Origin of the sequence: Achromobacter marplatensis, from assembly GCF_049060505.1 — a bacterium.
GTDB lineage: Bacteria > Pseudomonadota > Gammaproteobacteria > Burkholderiales > Burkholderiaceae_B > Achromobacter > Achromobacter marplatensis_A.
Map to the genome: position 1 here is coordinate 1 of NZ_JBMGRB010000007.1, position 16,829 is coordinate 16,829.

At 65.9% G+C, this 16,829-nt stretch carries 14 protein-coding genes; 3 read left to right on the forward strand and 11 right to left on the reverse strand.

Going from position 1 to position 16,829, the window contains the following annotated elements:
* A partial coding sequence (locus tag ACI0FO_RS17795; protein ID WP_416028713.1) for a hypothetical protein occupies nucleotides 1–188 on the reverse strand: 188 nt, incomplete at its 3' end.
* A gap of 694 nt (nucleotides 189–882) precedes the next feature.
* Nucleotides 883–4,491: an indolepyruvate ferredoxin oxidoreductase family protein gene (locus tag ACI0FO_RS17800; RefSeq protein ID WP_416028715.1), complete on the reverse strand. Its 3,609-nt coding sequence runs from the start codon at nucleotides 4,489–4,491 to the stop codon at nucleotides 883–885.
* A 188-nt stretch (nucleotides 4,492–4,679) separates the two neighbouring features.
* On the opposite strand from ACI0FO_RS17800, the gene mutY reads away from it, so the two are divergent.
* Nucleotides 4,680–5,768: an A/G-specific adenine glycosylase gene (gene mutY / locus ACI0FO_RS17805; RefSeq protein WP_416028717.1), complete on the forward strand. Its 1,089-nt coding sequence runs from the start codon at nucleotides 4,680–4,682 to the stop codon at nucleotides 5,766–5,768.
* A 34-nt stretch (nucleotides 5,769–5,802) separates the two neighbouring features.
* On the opposite strand, the gene ACI0FO_RS17810 is transcribed toward mutY, so the two are convergent.
* Genes ACI0FO_RS17810 through ACI0FO_RS17820 form a run of 3 tightly spaced genes read right to left on the reverse strand, consistent with a single transcriptional unit; the run spans nucleotide 5,803 to nucleotide 9,274 of the window.
* Nucleotides 5,803–6,759, reverse strand: coding sequence for a Bug family tripartite tricarboxylate transporter substrate binding protein (locus ACI0FO_RS17810; RefSeq protein ID WP_416028718.1), 957 nt, complete (start codon nucleotides 6,757–6,759; stop codon nucleotides 5,803–5,805).
* Between the two features lie 35 nt (nucleotides 6,760–6,794).
* Entirely contained in the window at nucleotides 6,795–7,550 is a 756-nt protein-coding gene (locus ACI0FO_RS17815; RefSeq protein ID WP_416028720.1) for a 3-oxoacyl-ACP reductase, read from the reverse strand.
* Nucleotides 7,547–9,274 carry an acetolactate synthase catalytic subunit gene (locus ACI0FO_RS17820; RefSeq protein WP_416028721.1) on the reverse strand — a complete coding sequence of 576 codons (1,728 nt, stop codon included), beginning with the start codon at nucleotides 9,272–9,274 and terminating at the stop codon, nucleotides 7,547–7,549. Before ACI0FO_RS17820 ends, ACI0FO_RS17815 begins: the two co-directional genes overlap by 4 nt.
* Nucleotides 9,275–9,439: 165 nt before the next feature.
* Between ACI0FO_RS17820 and ACI0FO_RS17825 the strand changes: the two genes are divergently transcribed.
* Nucleotides 9,440–10,117: a GntR family transcriptional regulator gene (locus ACI0FO_RS17825; RefSeq protein WP_416028723.1), complete on the forward strand. Its 678-nt coding sequence runs from the start codon at nucleotides 9,440–9,442 to the stop codon at nucleotides 10,115–10,117.
* A gap of 15 nt (nucleotides 10,118–10,132) precedes the next feature.
* On the opposite strand, the gene ACI0FO_RS17830 is transcribed toward ACI0FO_RS17825, so the two are convergent.
* Nucleotides 10,133–10,966: a helix-turn-helix transcriptional regulator gene (locus ACI0FO_RS17830; protein ID WP_416028725.1), complete on the reverse strand. Its 834-nt coding sequence runs from the start codon at nucleotides 10,964–10,966 to the stop codon at nucleotides 10,133–10,135.
* Nucleotides 10,967–11,059: 93 nt separating this feature from the next.
* Between ACI0FO_RS17830 and ACI0FO_RS17835 the strand changes: the two genes are divergently transcribed.
* A complete protein-coding gene (locus tag ACI0FO_RS17835) occupies nucleotides 11,060–11,830 on the forward strand; it encodes a class I SAM-dependent methyltransferase (protein ID WP_416028726.1) in 771 nt (256 codons plus the stop codon).
* Nucleotides 11,831–11,895: 65 nt separating this feature from the next.
* On the opposite strand, the gene ACI0FO_RS17840 is transcribed toward ACI0FO_RS17835, so the two are convergent.
* Genes ACI0FO_RS17840 through ACI0FO_RS17860 form a run of 5 tightly spaced genes read right to left on the reverse strand, consistent with a single transcriptional unit; the run spans nucleotide 11,896 to nucleotide 16,810 of the window.
* Nucleotides 11,896–13,449, reverse strand: a complete 1,554-nt coding sequence (locus tag ACI0FO_RS17840) for a mannitol dehydrogenase family protein (protein ID WP_416028728.1) — start codon at nucleotides 13,447–13,449, stop codon at nucleotides 11,896–11,898.
* A complete protein-coding gene (gene manD, locus ACI0FO_RS17845; RefSeq protein WP_416028730.1) occupies nucleotides 13,437–14,648 on the reverse strand; it encodes a D-mannonate dehydratase ManD in 1,212 nt (403 codons plus the stop codon). The genes ACI0FO_RS17840 and manD overlap by 13 nt, the downstream gene beginning before the upstream one ends.
* Before the next feature lie 31 nt (nucleotides 14,649–14,679).
* Nucleotides 14,680–15,492 (reverse strand): amino acid ABC transporter ATP-binding protein, encoded by an 813-nt coding sequence (locus ACI0FO_RS17850; RefSeq protein WP_416028732.1) that lies wholly within the window; start codon nucleotides 15,490–15,492, stop codon nucleotides 14,680–14,682.
* Nucleotides 15,489–16,148, reverse strand: a complete 660-nt coding sequence (locus tag ACI0FO_RS17855; protein WP_105559454.1) for an amino acid ABC transporter permease — start codon at nucleotides 16,146–16,148, stop codon at nucleotides 15,489–15,491. Before ACI0FO_RS17855 ends, ACI0FO_RS17850 begins: the two co-directional genes overlap by 4 nt.
* Nucleotides 16,145–16,810, reverse strand: a complete 666-nt coding sequence (locus ACI0FO_RS17860) for an amino acid ABC transporter permease (protein ID WP_105559455.1) — start codon at nucleotides 16,808–16,810, stop codon at nucleotides 16,145–16,147. Before ACI0FO_RS17860 ends, ACI0FO_RS17855 begins: the two co-directional genes overlap by 4 nt.
* Nucleotides 16,811–16,829 lie beyond the last annotated feature (19 nt).

Below are 16,829 nucleotides of genomic sequence, written 5' to 3' on the forward strand. Positions count from 1 at the left end.
GGCGCGCGGCAGATAGTTGCTTGCTTTTTTCGCACCTGTACGCGCGCCACCCGTCTAAAAGGGAGGCCGGTGATGGGTTCCGGCGATGTCGCTTCTGACGAATTATCGTCAACGGTGAATTCATCTCCGACGGCGCATTGATCATCAACCGCGAATTCATATCCGATGGCGCGTTGATCGCCAACCACGAATTCATCTCCGACGGCGCATTGATCGTCAACCGCGAATTCGTCTCCTATGGCGCATTGGCCTTCAATCGTAGGATGGGTGGAGCGCGGGGAACCCTGTATAAGAACGGTAACGCCAATCGCGCGCAACCCATCATGTGGGCATGCATCGATGCGATGCCTCCTTATGTGCATGGATCGGCGTCATGCGTGATGGGTTACGTGCGGCATGCGTCCGCGTGCTCGGGCCTACCCGAACGCACTCCACCCATCCTACGGCGCACGGTCAGCATCATCACGACGCAAGACACCGCGTAAGCTCCCAAAGGCCGCCCGCGCGGCCGGCCGGGAGCGGGCACCGCAAGATCCTCCTCCACCCCCACCGCGTGGAGAAGAACCCTACGCAAACCGCCCGCCCCAGCTGACGTGAAATTACACCTGACAGAGCCCGTCGCGTCGGTGGCCGGTGGGGCGCGGGGCGTCGATAAGCCCGAGGGAATCCGAAGGAACTGCCAAAGGCAGTGACGAGGATGACGAGGGGGCAGTCCGGAGCGAAGGCTCCGGACCGCAATCGTTGACCCGCGTCCCACCGGCCACCGACGCGACGGGCGTCTCAAGAACCCCGCCATCGCCATCAAACACCCCTCCCGGCGCCGCCTCCATCCCCCCCTGCCTCCACCCCCCCCCGCCACCATCAAACACCCCAAAAAAATCTTCAAGCCGCCCGAACCCCAATAGCCACCACACGAGCACTAAACTCCTTCAGCAGCTCCTCTCGCTTCCCCGCCACCTTCTCCATCGCCGCCTCTTTGATATGTCCGTAGCCTCTGATCTCTTCGGGCAGACCCGCTAACGTCACGGCCTTGTCGAGATTGCCGCGATTCAATTTCGACAAAATCGCCGTCATTGTTTCCCGATATTCGCGGATCAGTTCGCGTTCCGCGCGCCTTTCCGCCGTATAGCCGAACGGGTCCAGCCGGCTGCCGCGCAACCGCCGCATTTTCGCCAGCACCGCGAACACCTTCAGCATGCCCGGCCCGTAGCTGCGCTTGATCAGATGGCCCTGCGGGTCGCGGCGGGCGAACAGCGGCGGGGCCAGGTGAAAGCGCAGCTTCCAGTCGCCTTCGAACTGTTCGCCGATTTTCTTCACGAACTCGCCGTCCGAGTACAGGCGGGCTACTTCGTACTCGTCCTTGTATGCCATCAGCTTGAAATAGTTGCGCGCCACGGCGATCGCCAGGCGGTTCGTGCCGGTGGCGTCCTGTTCCGCCCGGGCGACCCTGTCCACCAGATCCGTGTATTGCTTCGCGTAGGCCTCGTTCTGATATTGCGCCAGAAACGCTTTGCGCACCGCGACCAGCTGCGCCAGTTCACCCGAGGGCTTCTTCAAATCCGTGACCGGGGCCACGCGCGGGCGCTTGATCTCGATGATGTCTTCGGGTGGTGCGATGGGCATGCCGCCGTTGGCCAGCACGCGCATCACATCGGCCATGTCGTGCGCGGCGCGTCGGCCCCACGCGAAGGCAGCCTGGTTGGTGGCGACTTGCTGGCCGTTCAACGCTATCGCCCGCAGCAGCGCCTCTTGAGACAGCGGGATCCAGCCCTTCTGGTAGGCGTAGCCCATCATCAGGGGATTGGCGTAGATCGCATCTCCCAACAAGACAACCGCCATCGCCGCCGCGTCCACCTTATGCAGATTCTCCTTGCCGCAGGCGGCTTGCAGGTCGGCGGTCAGGTTGGCGCCCGGCAATGTCCAATCAGGGTTGGAGACAAAGGCGGCGGTCGGCGCGTTGTCGCGGTTCAGCAGCACGCGGGTGCGCCCGGGTCGCACGCGCGCCATGCTGTCCGCACTGGTGGCAACCACCAGGTCGCCGGCCAGCAGCAGGTCGGCCTCGCCCATGGCGACGCGCGTGTTCATCAGATGGTCGGGCGACTGCGCCAGCACCACATGGGAATACACAGCGCCGCCCTTTTGCGCCAGGCCCGCCATGTCCAGCACCGAACAGCCCTTGCCTTCCAGGTGCGCCGCCATGCCCAGTAGTTGGCCGATGGTGACGACGCCCGTGCCGCCAACGCCCGCGATGAAAACGCCATACGGCTGGTCCAGCACGGCCGCGCGTGGCGCGGGCACGCCTTCGTCGATGACGCCCTCTTGCGACAGCGCCTTTGGCTTTCTCAGCTTGCCGCCTTCCACCGTCACGAAGCTGGGGCAGAAGCCCTTCAGACAGGAGAAGTCTTTATTGCAGCTGGATTGATTGATGGCGCGCTTGCGGCCGAACTCCGTTTCCAGCGGTTCGACCGACAGGCAATGGGACTTCTGCGAGCAATCACCGCAGCCTTCGCAGACGCGTTCATTGATGACGACGCGGCGCGCCGGATCGGGATAGGCGTTGCGCTTGCGGCGGCGGCGCTTTTCCGTGGCGCACGTCTGGTCGTAGATCAGCACCGACACGCCCGGATGCTCGCGCAGATCGCGCATCACCGCGTCGAGTTCGTCGCGGTGCATCACCGGCACACCCGGCGCCAGGTCCGAGACATCGTTGTACTTGTCGGGGTCGTCCGTCACGATGACGATCTTGTCGATGCCTTCGGCAGCCATCTGGCGACTGATCATCGGGACACTGATCGGGCCGTCGACAGGCTGCCCGCCCGTCATGGCGACGGCGTCGTTGAACAGGATCTTGTAGGTGATCGGCACCTTGGCGGCCACGGCCGCGCGTATGGCCAGCAAGCCGGAATGGAAGTACGTGCCGTCGCCCAGGTTGGCGAACACGTGCTTTTCCTCGGTGAACGGCGCCTGGCCCACCCACGGCACGCCCTCGCCGCCCATCTGGGTATAGACCTCGGTGTTGCGGTCCATCCACCGCACCATGTAATGGCAACCGATGCCCGCCATGCCGCGCGACCCTTCGGGCACGCGGGTCGACGTGTTATGCGGACAGCCCGAACAGAACCAGGGCTTACGCTCTTCGACGACGCGCGGACGCGCCAGGACCTGTTCACGGCCGTTGATGAAATCCAGCCGGGCCAGGATGCCGGCGCGTACATCCTCGGGCAATTCAAAGCGCAACAGGCGTGCCGCGATCGCCTTCGCAACCATCGCCGGCGAAAACTCGTAGTGCGCGGGCAGCAGCCAATTTCCCTGCGGCACGGACCATTCCCCGCCGTCCTTGTCGTCGAACTTACCCGCCACGCGGGGGATCTTCTTGCCGCTGCCGATCCAGCTGAACAGCTCTTCCTTCAACTGGTATTCCAACACCTGACGCTTTTCCTCGACGACCAGAATCTCGTCCAGGCCTTCGGCGAACTGCTGCATGCCGGTGGACTCCAGCGGCCAGACCATGCCCACCTTGAACAGGCGCACGCCGATGCGCTGGCAGACGGCTTCGGTCAACCCCAGGTCCGACAAGGCCTGGCGCGTGTCCAGATAAGCCTTGCCGGACGTCATGATGCCGAAGCGCGCATCGCGCTGGGGCACGTGCCAGAGCTCGCGGTTGAGCTTGTTGGCGCGGGCGTAGGCCAGCGCGGCGTACAGTTTGTAGTCCAGCAGCCGGGCCTCTTGCTGCAACGGCGTATCGGGTATCCGGATGTTCAGGCCGTCGGGCGGCATCAGGAAGTCTTCGGGCAATTGGATCTGCACACGGTGCGGATCCACGTCCACCGACGCCGACACTTCCACGATGTCGGTGATGCACTTCATGCCCACCCACACGCCGGCATAGCGGCTCATGGCCCAGCCATGCAGGCCGAAATCCAGGACTTCCTGGACGCTGGCCGGAAACAGCGCCGGGATCATGCAGGCCTTCAGGATGTGGTCGCTTTGATGCGGCAGCGTCGAAGACTTGGCCGGATGATCGTCGCCCGCCACCACCAGCACGCCGCCATGCCGCGACGTGCCCGCCGCATTGGCGTGCTTGAAGACGTCGCCGCAGCGGTCCACGCCAGGGCCCTTGCCGTACCACATGCCGAAGACGCCGTCGTACTTGGCGCCCGGGAACAGATTGACCTGCTGGGATCCCCAGACGGCGGTGGCGGCCAGGTCTTCGTTGATGCCCGGCTGGAACTCAACATGATGGGCCTTCAGGTACTTGGCCGCCTTCCACATGTTCTGGTCCACCCCGCCCAAGGGCGAGCCGCGGTAGCCGGACACGAAGCCCGCCGTGTTCAGCCCCGCCCGCGCGTCCCGCACGCGCTGCATCATGGGCAGGCGGACCAGGGCGTGGATGCCGCTCATCCAGGCGCGGCCGGACTCAAGGGTGTATTTGTCGTCCAGCTGGACGGATTCGAGCGCGGCGCGCAAGGCGGGCGACAAGGGGGCATTCATGTCTCAACTCCAAGATCCTGGATGCCCCCACCAGCTTCGCGTGCCGCGCTGCGCGCGCCCGCGGGCCAACAAGGGCCGTGAAAGTGAAGTGATGGCGCTTTCGCGCTCTAGGAAGAGCCTGTCAGCACCACAAGGCCCTGGTTAGTTGTAACCGGTCGCCCCAAGCCCGGCAAGGGGGCGATGCGATAATGTGCGGCATGGAATTCGCCCCTTGTATCGTCGCTTGGCAACGCCAGCATGGCCGCCATGACCTGCCCTGGCAAAACACGCGTGACCCGTATCGGATCTGGCTGTCCGAGATCATGCTGCAGCAGACGCAGGTGGCCACCGTCATCCCCTATTACGACCGCTTCCTGCAGCGTTTCCCGGACGTGGCCGCGCTGGCCGCCGCCGCGCAGGAAGACGTGATGCCGTACTGGGCCGGGCTGGGCTACTACGCCCGCGCGCGCAACCTGCACCGTTGCGCGCAAGAGATCGCCCGCGATTGGGGCGGCCGTTTCCCGCCCACCGCGCAAGCCATCGCCACCCTGCCCGGCATCGGCCGGTCCACGGCGGCGGCGATCGCGGCGTTCGCCTACGGCGAGCGTTCGCCCATCCTGGACGGCAACGTCAAGCGCGTGTTCACCCGCCACTTCGGCATCGCCGGCGATCCCTCCAAGCGGGACGTCGACACGCGGCTATGGGCGCTGGCCGACGCGCAGGTCGAGGCCGCCCCCGGCCTGGACATGGCCGCCTACACGCAGGGTCTGATGGACTTGGGCGCCACGCTGTGCACGCGCGGCAAACCGGCATGCGACAAGTGCCCGGTGGCGCAAACGTGCGTCGCCCGCCGCGAGGGCCGACAGGCCGAACTGCCCACGCCAAAAGTGCGCAAGGCGATTCCGGAACGCGAGACCTGTATGTTGGTGTTGCAGCATCAAGGGGCGTTCCTGCTGCAGCAGCGGCCCGAACCCGGCATCTGGGGCGGGCTGTGGAGCCTGCCCGAATTCGATGTGGCGGGCGACCCCGACACCGCCTCGCGCGCGCTGGGCCTGGAACCCGAACAACGCTTCGAGCTTGCGGCTTTTGCCCACACCTTCACGCACTACCGCCTGCACATCCGGCCGTGGCTGGTGCCGGTGCGTGCGGCCAGCCTGCGCGAAGCGGCATTGCCGGAACGCTGGGTGCATGCGGACAAGCTGGCGTCGATGGCGCTGCCCGCGCCGGTCAAGAAACTGCTGCAAGGACTGGTCGAGGCCGGGATGCAAGACAGCCTGTTCCCGGCCGACCCACGATAGCCGCCGCGGCGCCGCGCGACGGCCGTTGCGCCGCCTAGTTGGTCATGCGCGGCAGGTTGGCCGCCTTGATGGCGCGGCCCATCTGGTCGTAGGTGGTGTCGACCATCTTGGCGTAGTCCTGTCCCGACATCCACACCGGGTCCACGCCCAGTTGCTTGTAGGTCTGCTGCAAGCGGTCGGAGGCCACCGCCGTCTTGGCCGATTGCTCCAGGCGGGCGCGGACGGCTTCCGGCGTTCCCTTGGGCACCGCCAACCCCAGCCACGAGTCGATTTCCACGTTGTAGCCCGCCTCTTTCAAGGTAGGCACATCCGGGAACTCGGACCATCGGATCGGGCTGGCCGAGGCCAGCAGGCGCAGGCGGCCTGCCTGGATATAGCTTATGACGTCCGAGGGGTTCTGGACGATGGCATCGACCTGTTTGCTCAGCAATGCCGATACGGTTTCACTGCCCGATTTGTACGACACCTGCTCGAACTTCGCGCCCGTGACCCGGCCCAGATCGAACATGGCCAGGTTGTTGGGCGCGGACGGCGCGCCGAAGAAAATGCCGGGGCCTTGCTTGGCCGCCGTGACCAGATCGGCCACGCTCTTGTACGGCGAGTCCGCGCGCACCACGACCCCGTAGCGGTAGCGGCCATAGGCGGCCACGAAATCGAAATCGCGCGCGGCGTAGGGAATGGTCATCAAGTGCGGCATGATGGCAATGGACGACAACGTCACCACGCCCACGTTGTAGCCGTCGGCCTGCTGCTTGGCCACATAGCCGGGGCCGATGGTGCCCAGCGCGCCGGGGCGGTTAAAGACCACCACGGCGCGGCCCAGGTCCGCCTCCATCGCGCGAGCCAGTTCGCGGCTGGCGACATCCGTGTTGCCGCCGGCACCGTAGTTCACCGTCAGCGTCACTTCCTTGTCGGGCCAAGCCATTGCCGGCGCGGCCGTCATGCTTATCGCGGCGGCGGTCAGCGCCGCCAGCATCGATGCTGTTTTCATGTTTGTCTCCTGTGTTTTTTATGGGTGCGGCATGCTTACGGCATGTAGAAGCCGCCATTGATGTCGAGGATGGCGCCGTTGATGAAGCCCGCCTCCTCCGCGGCCAGGAACACCATCGCCGCGGCCACCTCTTCGGGCGTTCCCAGACGGCGGACGGGGATTTGCGCCGCGTAGTTCTCGTTCACGGACGGCGCGGCCTGCTGTGCCATGTCGGTCAGGATGCGCCCCGGCGTGATGGCGTTGGCCGTGATTCCGTGGGGGCCCATCTCGGCGGCGATGGCGCGGGTCAGGCCCAGCACGCCCGCCTTGGAAGCCATGTAGCTGCCGCCGGCCACCAGCGACTTGGCGCGGCCCGCCAACGACGACACGTTGACGATGCGGCCCCAGCCCTGCTCGCGCATGCCCGGCAGCACCATCTGGCACAGGCGCAGGATCGACGTCAGGTTCACCTGCAGCACCGATTCCCATTCTTCGGGCGTGATGTCCAGAATGCCGGCGGAATTTCCGTCCGCCTGCTTGGGCGAGATGCCCGCGTTGTTCATCAATACCGACACCGGCCCCCACTGCTCGCGCGCACGGTCCACCACGGCCTGCATGGCGGCGTAGTCGGTCACGTCGGCTTGCTCGGTGCGAAGCTGCGCGCAGGCGCCGCCCAGCCGTTGCGCGTCCACGCCCTCGCGGCTGACGGCCAGCACGCGATAGCCCTTGGCCAGCATCAGGCGAGCCACCTCCAGGCCGATGCCGCGGCCCGCGCCGGTGACCAGCGCGACTTTGCTCGGATCCTGTTTCATGCCGATTCCGCCGTGAAGAAGGTGATGGGCGGGAACGCGTTTTCGTCGCACATGACTTCGATCAGTGTCGTCAGTTCGGCGTTGCGCGCGTCGCGCAGCGCGCCGGCCAGGTCCGCCGGCGCTTCGACGCGCACGCCCAGGCAGCCCGCCGCCCGCGCCACGGCGGCATGGTCCACCGGATGGAAATGGACGGCCGACGTATGCGCGCCGAACTTCACGTTTTCGGCGTGCTTCTGAAAGCCCAGGATGCCGTTGTTGATGACGACCAGCGTCACCTTGATGCCCATGCGGCGGGCGGTTTCCAGTTCGGACCACACGTGGCCGAACCCGCCGTCGCCCACCACGCAAACCACGTGCGCGTCCGGCCTGGCCACCTTGGCGCCCATGGCCATCGGAAAGCCCCAGCCCAGCCCGGCCAACCCGCGCGGCGTCAAGAAACGCATCCCGGGCGCGAGCGAGGTCAGGTAATTGGCGATCCAGATTGAGGAATAACTGGCGTCGGCAACCACGATGGTGTTTTCGTCCACGTCATGGCGGATTTCCTCTAGCAGCCGTTCGGGGCGGATCGGCTGCTGGTCCGACAAGCGAACGGCGCGCGACGCTTCCCAGGAAGACGCCTTGCCCGATTCGATGGCGGCTTCCAGGCCTGCTCGGCGCGTTTGCGCGGCGGACAGGTCGCGGCTGCCCAGTTCACGCGCCAGCGCCAACAGCGTTTCACGCGCGTCGCCCGCCAAACGCAGCGCTTCGTAGTTTCGGCCGATTTCGGCCCCGTCGACATCGATATGGATGTAGCGGGCGTGCTTGGGATACAACTTCCAGGAATCGGTGGCGTTCTGGTTGGTGCGCGTTCCTACCAGCAGTACGACATCGGCATCGGCGATCAGCGGGCGCAGGTCGCGGCTGGCGCCATTGGGGCCCATGAAGTAGCCGACGACGCCCAGCGACAGCGGATGCCGTTCGTCGGTGGCGCCCTTGCCCATGACCGTGGTGCCCACGGGCAGGTGGGCCGCTTCCTGCAAGGCGGCCAGCGCTTGGCTGGCGCCGGATACATGCACGCCGCCGCCGGCCACCACGACCGGCCGCTGCGCCCCGGCCAGCAAGTCTGCCGCCGCCTTCACGGCATCGCTCGCGGCCACCGTGCGGTCCAACGGGAAATGCCCCAGGCTGGCATGGCGTTGCGACGCCGCGGCCGCCTCGTTCAGCAGATCCGCCGGCAGCATCAAGGCGACGGGACCGGGGCGGCCCGAGCAGGCGATGGCGAAAGCCTGGTCCACATAGTCCTCGACCCGCGAGGCCTCGGTGACCCGGCGTACCCACTTGGTGCAGGAGGCGAACAGCGCCAGGTGGTCGAATTCCTGAAAGGCGTTCTTATCGGTCTGGTCGCGGTTGACGTCCTGGACGAGCGCGATGACGGGGATCGACACTTTCAGCGCTTCGGCCAGCGGGGGCACCAGCAGCGTGGCCGCCGGCCCGTTCTGCGCGGTCACGATGGCGGGCTTTCCCGTGATGCGAGCATAGGCGTCGGCCATGTAGCCGCCCGCGTTCTCGCTACGGTAGGCCACCTGGGTCAGCCCCAATTCTTCGCAAGCCAGGTGCAGCATGCTGGGCAGGCTCTGACCGAATACGTGGGTCACGCCATGGCGTATCAGCGCCTTCGCGATCAGATGCGCCACGGTGCCGTGATTGTTCAGCCCGGGCGCGCTCAAGGGATGTAGCGTGGACATTTTGCCTCCTGTTTATATTTTATAAAATATATTATGAAGCCAAAGCGCCGGTCAATTATTTTATTTTTTATAAAATGTAAAGCGCGTGCACGGGGACGGTAGAATCGCGCAGCGCGGGCCGCTGCCAGCAGGGCATGCCCCGGCCCGGCCGACCAGGAACACAGGATGACCATCAATTTGGCGCCCATGCAGCGGGAAAACATGACCGCCCGCATCTATCGCGAGATCAAGCAGAAGATCATGATGGGCGAATTGCGCCCGGGCGACACCATCACGCTGCGCTCGATCACCGACACCTTGGGCGTCAGCCAGACGCCCGTGCGCGAAGCGCTGCTTCAACTGGTGTCTGAACGCGCCTTGACGCTCAGCCCGGGCAAGTCGGTCAAGGTGCCCGAGCTGACGGTGGCGCAGTTGCAGGAATTGCGCAGTATCCGGCTGGAGCTGGAGTGCTTCGCGGCGCGGCGCGCGGCCCCGCTGGCCACGCCCGCATTGATCGCCGAATTGCGCGGCATCCACGGCAACCTGATGGCAAGCCGGCAGCAGCAGTTGATGGCGCCGGTGCTGGCGCGCAATTTCGACTTCCACTTCGCGCTGTACTCGGCGGCGCAAATGCCGCACTTGTTGTCGATGATCGAAAACCTGTGGGTCCAGACGGCGTCCTACCTGTCGTACCTGTACACCCCGCCCTTTCCCACCCTGCCCGGCCCGCATCCGCACGAGGGCATCATTGCCGGGCTGGAAACCGGCGACATCGAAGCCGTGGTGCGCGAAATCCGCCGCGACATCGAAGGGCACGGCGAATTCCTCGTCCGCTATCTGATCGACCACGGACTGGCGAAGTAGCCCGCGCGCGGCGGTTCAAAGGGCCTCTTGCGCCGCCCCGCTCAACAGCATCACCAGTTTCAGGTCCGGATGGGTCGCCAGCCGGAACGTAATCTGCTGGAACGCCAGCTTGCCGTCCCGGGGATGCTGGAATTCACGCAGGCCGCCCTCGCGTTCCACCACGGCGTGGCGCGTCCACCAATGGGCGAACACGGAGCTCTGGCGGCTTAGTGTATCCAGCAGCGCCAGTACCGCCGGCTCATCCAGGTGCGCGCCGGCATCCGCGCGGAATTCGGCCACGACGCGGCGCGCGCGCTGGTCCCAGTCCACCACCAGTTCGCGGGCGGCCGGGTCCATGAAAATGTAGCGCAGCAAGTTCGGCTCGTGATCCCGGGTGGGCCAATCGTCGAACAGGTCGCGCAGCGGCTCGTTGTAGGCCAGCACATTCCAGGCGCGGTCCAGCACGTAGGCCGGTGCGCCGATGGCGTTCACGCATTCCTGCAACGGTCCGGGCGCCGCGCCCGCGTCGTCGCGAGCATGCTGCGGATCCGCGCAATCGGCCAGGTCGAACAGGTAGGCCCGTTCCGCGCGCGCCAGTTGCAGCACGCCCGCGATGCGCGACCAGACCGACGGCGACACCGAGACTTCCCGCCCCTGCTCGATCCAGGTGTACCAGGTCACGCTGATGCCGCACAGTTGCGCGACTTCCTCGCGGCGCAGACCCGGCGTGCGGCGACGCATGCCTTCGGGCAGCCCGGCCATCTGGGGCGTGATGCGGGAACGGGCGCTGCGGACGAATTCGCCCAGCGCCTGCCGGCGCAACGGGGAACCGTCCTGATGGGAGGCGCTGCCAAGGGGGGAAGTAGTCATACCAGGATAAACAATGGTCTTGTACGTGTATACGGACCCGCCTATCTTAGCGCCTGCATCTGCTTTCCCGCACTCGCCCCCTTAAGGATTTCCATGACCGCCAGTACGCACGACGCCGCCGTCGACCGCCAATTCAGCCCCCGCGCCACCGCCTACCTGACCAGCGCCGTCCACGCCCAGGGTGAAGACCTGCTGCAGATGGCCGGCATTGCCCGCCAGCACCCCGATGCGCGCGTGCTGGACCTGGGCTGTGGCGGCGGGCACGTCAGCTTTCACGTCGCGTCGGACGCCCGGCACGTCACGGCGTATGACCTGTCTCAGCAGATGCTGGACGTGGTGGCGGCCGAAGCCGCCAAGCGCGGGCTGGCCAACCTGACGACCTGTCAGGGCAAGGCCGAATACCTGCCGTTCGGCGACGGCGAATTCGATCTGGTGATGTCGCGCTATTCCACCCACCATTGGCAAGACGCCGGACGTGGCCTTCGTGAAGCCTTCCGCGTGCTCAAGCCGGGCGGCGTCGCCGTGTTCGCCGACGTGGTGTCGCCAGGCGAGCCGTTGCTGGATACCTGGCTGCAAACCATCGAAGTGCTGCGCGACACGTCCCACGTGCGGGACTATTCGGTGGCCGAATGGACGCGCATGCTGACCGAGGCCGGCTTCACCCTGCAAGGGCTGTCGCCGCGCCGCCTGCCGCTGGAATTCCAGACCTGGGTCACGCGCATGCGCACGCCGGACACGCTGGTGGCGGCCCTGCGCCACATGTTCTCCATCGCGCCGGATGTGGTGCGCGCGCACTTCGACGTGCAGGAAGACGGCTCTTTCACCAGCGATACGGCAACGATCGTGGTGAAGAAGCCGGGTTGAGCAGTCGGCTAAGCAGTGGGGCTGAACAGGCAGGCAGAAAATCCTGACCGTTCCAGCCTCCTGTATCAGCGGCCCGCAGGCGGCGCCCACGCCGCCAGCGCGCCGGCCACACCCAAGCTGCGCAGGGATTGCGCCGCCTGGGCCACGGCGCGCACGAAACGCGGGTCCTGCCCCAAGTCCCCGAATACGGGCGCCAGGCCCGTCCATACTTCCGTCCAGGCCAACATCGCCGCCGGCCCCGCGCCGGACCGTTCGGCCGCCGCTTCCGCCAACGCATGCTGGCGCGCCAGCACGGCGGCCATGGGGTCCTGGATGTCGTAGCGGCGTCCGGCCTGATCGACGCCCCGCAAGAAGTGCAACCATGCCGCCACGGCCAGCGCCAGGCCAGGAATGGGCTGCTCCGCCGCCAGCCGCGCGCGCACGGTGTCCAGCAGGCGCTGCGGCAGTTTCTGCGAACCGTCCATCGCAATCTGCCGGGTCTGGTGCTTAAGCGCCGGGTTCTCGTACCGTTCCAGCAAGCGAGCCTGATATTGCGCCAGGTCCAGGCCGGGCAATGCCGGCAGCGTCGGCACGATCTCGTCCTGCAGCAGCGCCGCCAGATAGGCTTTCAGCGGCGGCTGCGCCATCGCCTGGTCCACGGTGGTCCAGCCCGCCATCACCGACAGATAGGCCAGCGCCGAATGCGCGCCATTGACCGTGCGCAGCTTCAGGGTTTCAAAGGGCGCGGCCTCGGCCACGAAGCGCGCGCCGCCTGCCGCCCAGTCTGGCCTGCCTGCGGCGAAGCGGTCTTCCACCACCCATTCCAGATAGGGTTCGGCCAGCACCGGCCAGGCGTCATGCAAGCCCAGCGCGTCGGCGACGCCGCGCCGGTCTTCGTCCGTCGTGCGGGGCACGATGCGATCCACCATCGAGCAGGGAAAGGCGCAGGACGACGCGATCCATGCCGCCAATGCGCGATCGACCTGCTCTGCGAATGCCAGCACCATGCCGCGCAGCAGGTGACCATTGCTGGGCAGGTTGTCCAGCGACATCAACGTGACGGGGCCGCGCCCCGCCGCCCGCCGCTGTTGCAGGCCCCACACCAGGAAACCGATGGTGCTGCGCGGCGCCAAGGGCTGGCCCAGATCGTGCACGATGTCGGGATGGCCCAGGTTGAGTTGGCCGCTGGCGGGATCATGGCAATAGCCTTTCTCGGTGACCGTGACGCTGACAATGCGCGTATCCGCATGCGCAATGCGCGCCAGCACGGCCTGCGGGTCTTCCGGCGCGACAAGCGTTTCCAGCAGGCAGCCGATGACCGCGAGCTGCTGGCGCGGCGTGCCCTGCCCGTCGGCGCTGCGCAAGGCCAAGGCGTACAGACCGTCCTGCGGCGCCAGCGCATCGCGCGTATCGGCCTGGCGCAGCGACACGCCGCATATGCCCCAATCGCGGTCCGCGCCCGCATGCAGCGCGGCTTCGTTCACGGCGGCCAGATGGGCCCGCGCGAACGCGCCCAGGCCCAGATGGACGATGCCCAGGCGCAGGTCGGCCCGTTCATAACCGGGCCGCGCCACGGCGTGCGGCAGTGCGGCCAGGCGCCGGGCCGACAAGCGCGTTGCGCCGGCCGCTACCAGTTCCATAGCGTTCCGTCCTGCTGCAAGCGGTTGACCGGCAGATAGGCGCGCTTGTACGGATACTTGGCGGCCAGCTTCTCATCGATGTCGACGCCGTGGCCGGGCACGTCGCCCGGATACAGCATGCCCTGGTCAAACGTATACGCATGCGGGAAGACCGCGTCCGTCTCGTCCGTGTGGCGCATGTATTCCTGGATGCCGAAGTTGGGCACCCACAGGTCGAAGTGCAGGGCCGCGCCCATGCAGACCGGCGACAGGTCGGTAGCGCCGTGGCAGCCCGTGCGCACCTGATACAGCGAGGCCAGGTCCGCGATGCGGCGCAGGTGCGTGATGCCGCCCGCATGCACCACGGTGGTCCGGATGTAGTCGATCAGCTGGTTCTGCACCAAGTCTTTGCAGTCCCAGATCGAATTGAAGATCTCGCCCACGGCCAGCGGCGTGGTGGTGTGCTGCCGGATCAGACGGAAAGCATCCTGGTTCTCGGCTGGCGTCGCGTCTTCCATCCAGAACAGGCTGTAGGGTTCCAGCGACTTGCCCAGGCGGCCGGCTTCGATCGGCGTCAGGCGATGGTGCACGTCGTGCAGCAGGTGATGGTCGAACCCCAGCTTCTCGCGGATGCGTTCGAATAGTTTCGGCGCGTGGCGCAGGTACTTTTCGGTGGACCAGTCGTGCTCGCTGGGCAGGTCGGCATCGGCGGGTTCATAGAACAGGTTGCCGCGGCCCACGCCGTAGACCTTGTCCAGGCCCGGCACGCCGCTTTGCGCGCGGATGGCGCGGTAGCCCATGTCGGCATAGCGCAGCACTTCATCCACCGTGTGCTCGATGTCCGACCCATTGGCGTGGCCGTAGACCATCACGCCGCTGCGGCTCTTGCCGCCCAGCAGCTGATACAGCGGCAAGCCGGCCGCCTTGGCCTTCAAATCCCACAGCGCCGTATCCACGGCGGCGATGGCGGTCATGGTGACCGGCCCCCGGCGCCAGTACGCGCCCTTGTACAGGTACTGCCAGATGTCTTCGATCTGATGCGCATCGCGCCCGATCAGGCAGGGAATCACGTGCTCGGTCAGGTACGCCGACACGGCCAGTTCGCGCCCGTTCAGGGTCGCGTCGCCGATGCCGGTCAAGCCCTGGTCGGTTTCGATTTTCAGGGTCACGAAATTGCGGCCCGGCGAACAAACAATCACGCGTGCGTTCGTAATTTTCATTTCTTGGTTTCCGTAGAGACGGGAAAGGGCCCTAGCCTTCCCAGCCCAGGTGGCTGAGAAAGTCGCGGGTGCGGGCGACTTGCGGGTTGTCGAAAATCTGCGTGGGCGGGCCTTGCTCCAGGATGGCGCCGTTCTCGAACACCACCACCCAATTGGCCACGCGCCGCGCAAAACTCATCTCGTGGGTCACGACGATCATCGTCATGCCTTCCTGCGCCAGCTTCTTCATCACGTTCAGCACTTCGCCCACCGTTTCCGGGTCCAGCGCCGACGTGGGTTCATCGAACAACATCACTTCGGGTTCCATCGCCAACGCGCGTGCAATGGCCACGCGTTGCTGCTGGCCGCCGGACAAGTTGGCGGGAAAGTTGCCCGCCTTGGAGGCCAGGCCCACCTTCTCCAGCAAGGCCATCGCCCGGGCCCGGGCGGCGTCGGGCGTCATGCCCAGCACCGTGATCGGCCCCATCGCCACGTTATCCAGCGCCGACTTGTGCGGGAAGAGCTCAAAGCTCTGGAACACCATGCCCATGCGCTGGCGCACGCGACGCACGTCGGATTCGGATTCCGGCAGCGCCACGCCGTCCAGCAACACGCGGCCGCCGTCCAGCTTTTCCAGCGCGTTGGTGCAACGCAGAAGCGTGGATTTTCCGGAACCGGACGGGCCGATCAGGCACATTACCTCGCCCTTGTTCACTTGCAGCGACACGTCGGCAAGCGCCACGAAGTCGCCGTAGACCTTGCGCACGTTTTCATAGACCAGTACGGGCGGCTGGTCCGCGCCCTTGCGCCCCGCCAACGCGGCATCTGCTGCCACAGGCGCTTGCTCCAGGATCATGTCATTCATTCCTTGACTCCGTATTTGCGATGGATCCAGTCGACCAGCTTGGCCTGGGGATATCCCATCAGCCAATAGATCACCGCCATCGCGGTCAGCATTTCCAGCACGCGGAAGCTCTGCGCGCGCACCTGCATCGAGGCATAGGCCAATTCGCTTACCGCGATCACCGACACCAGCGACGTATCCTTGAACAGCGAGATCCAGGTGCTGGCCAGCACCGGCAGGATGCGGCGCCCCGCCTGCGGGATCAGCACCTTGAACATGGCCTGGCGGCGCGACATGCCCATCGCCAGCGCCGCCTCCATCTGGCCCTTGCGGATGGAATTGATGCCGGCGCGAAAGGTCTCGGAGTTGTAGGCCGACACGTTCAGCACCAGCGCCACCAGCGCGGTGGTGACGGCAGAGAACTGCACGTCCAGCGCCATCGGCATCACGTAGAACGCCCAATAGATCACCAGGATCAGCGGCAGATTCCGGAAGAACTCCACGATGGCCACGGCCACCCCGTTGGCAACGCGATTCGATGACAGGCGCATCAGCGCAAGCACGATGCCGCCGGGCACGGCAAGCGCCATCGTCACCACCGTCAACATGATGGTCATCGCGGCGCCTTGCAGCAGGGCATCGCGCGAATTCCAGATGATTCCCCAGTCCAGATTCATGAGCGCCCCAGGTGTGCGTAGCGTTGATACAGCCGGTCCACGCCGCGCGTGACCGGGAACAAGATCACGAAGTACGCCACGATGACGGCCGTGAACACCTCGATAGGCCGGTAGCTTTGCCCCGCGATGGTTTCGGCTTTGTGCATCAGTTCAGGCACCGCGATCACGGTGGCGATCGCCGTGTCCTTGATGGCCAGCGTCAGCACCGAACCGAAGGCCGGCAACATGCGGATAGTGGCTTGCGGAAGGATGATCTTGCGCAGCGCCTGGGCTCGCGACATGCCCAACGCCAGGCCGGCGCGCATCTGCCCGGGCCGCACCGACTCGATGCCCGCGCGGATCACCTCGGCCGAATAGGCCGCGATATGCAGGGTCAGCGCCACCAGCGCCGCCCAGAAAGGCGCGAAGTTGATGCCGGCCAGCAGCGGAAAAGCGAAGTAGATCCAGACCAGCACCACCAACACGGGGATGGCGCGCATGCTGTCGATATAGAACACCAACAGCACCCGCAGCCAGCGCGGCCCGTACAGGCGCAGCAGCGCGATCACCAAGCCCAGCAGGATGCTGGACACTGCGGTGATGGCACTGAGCGCCACGGTGATGCCAAGGCCGCCGGCGAAGAATCGCCAGTTCTCGACAAGGGGGGAAAAATCAAAATCCATGGTGTCTCCGTGAAACTAG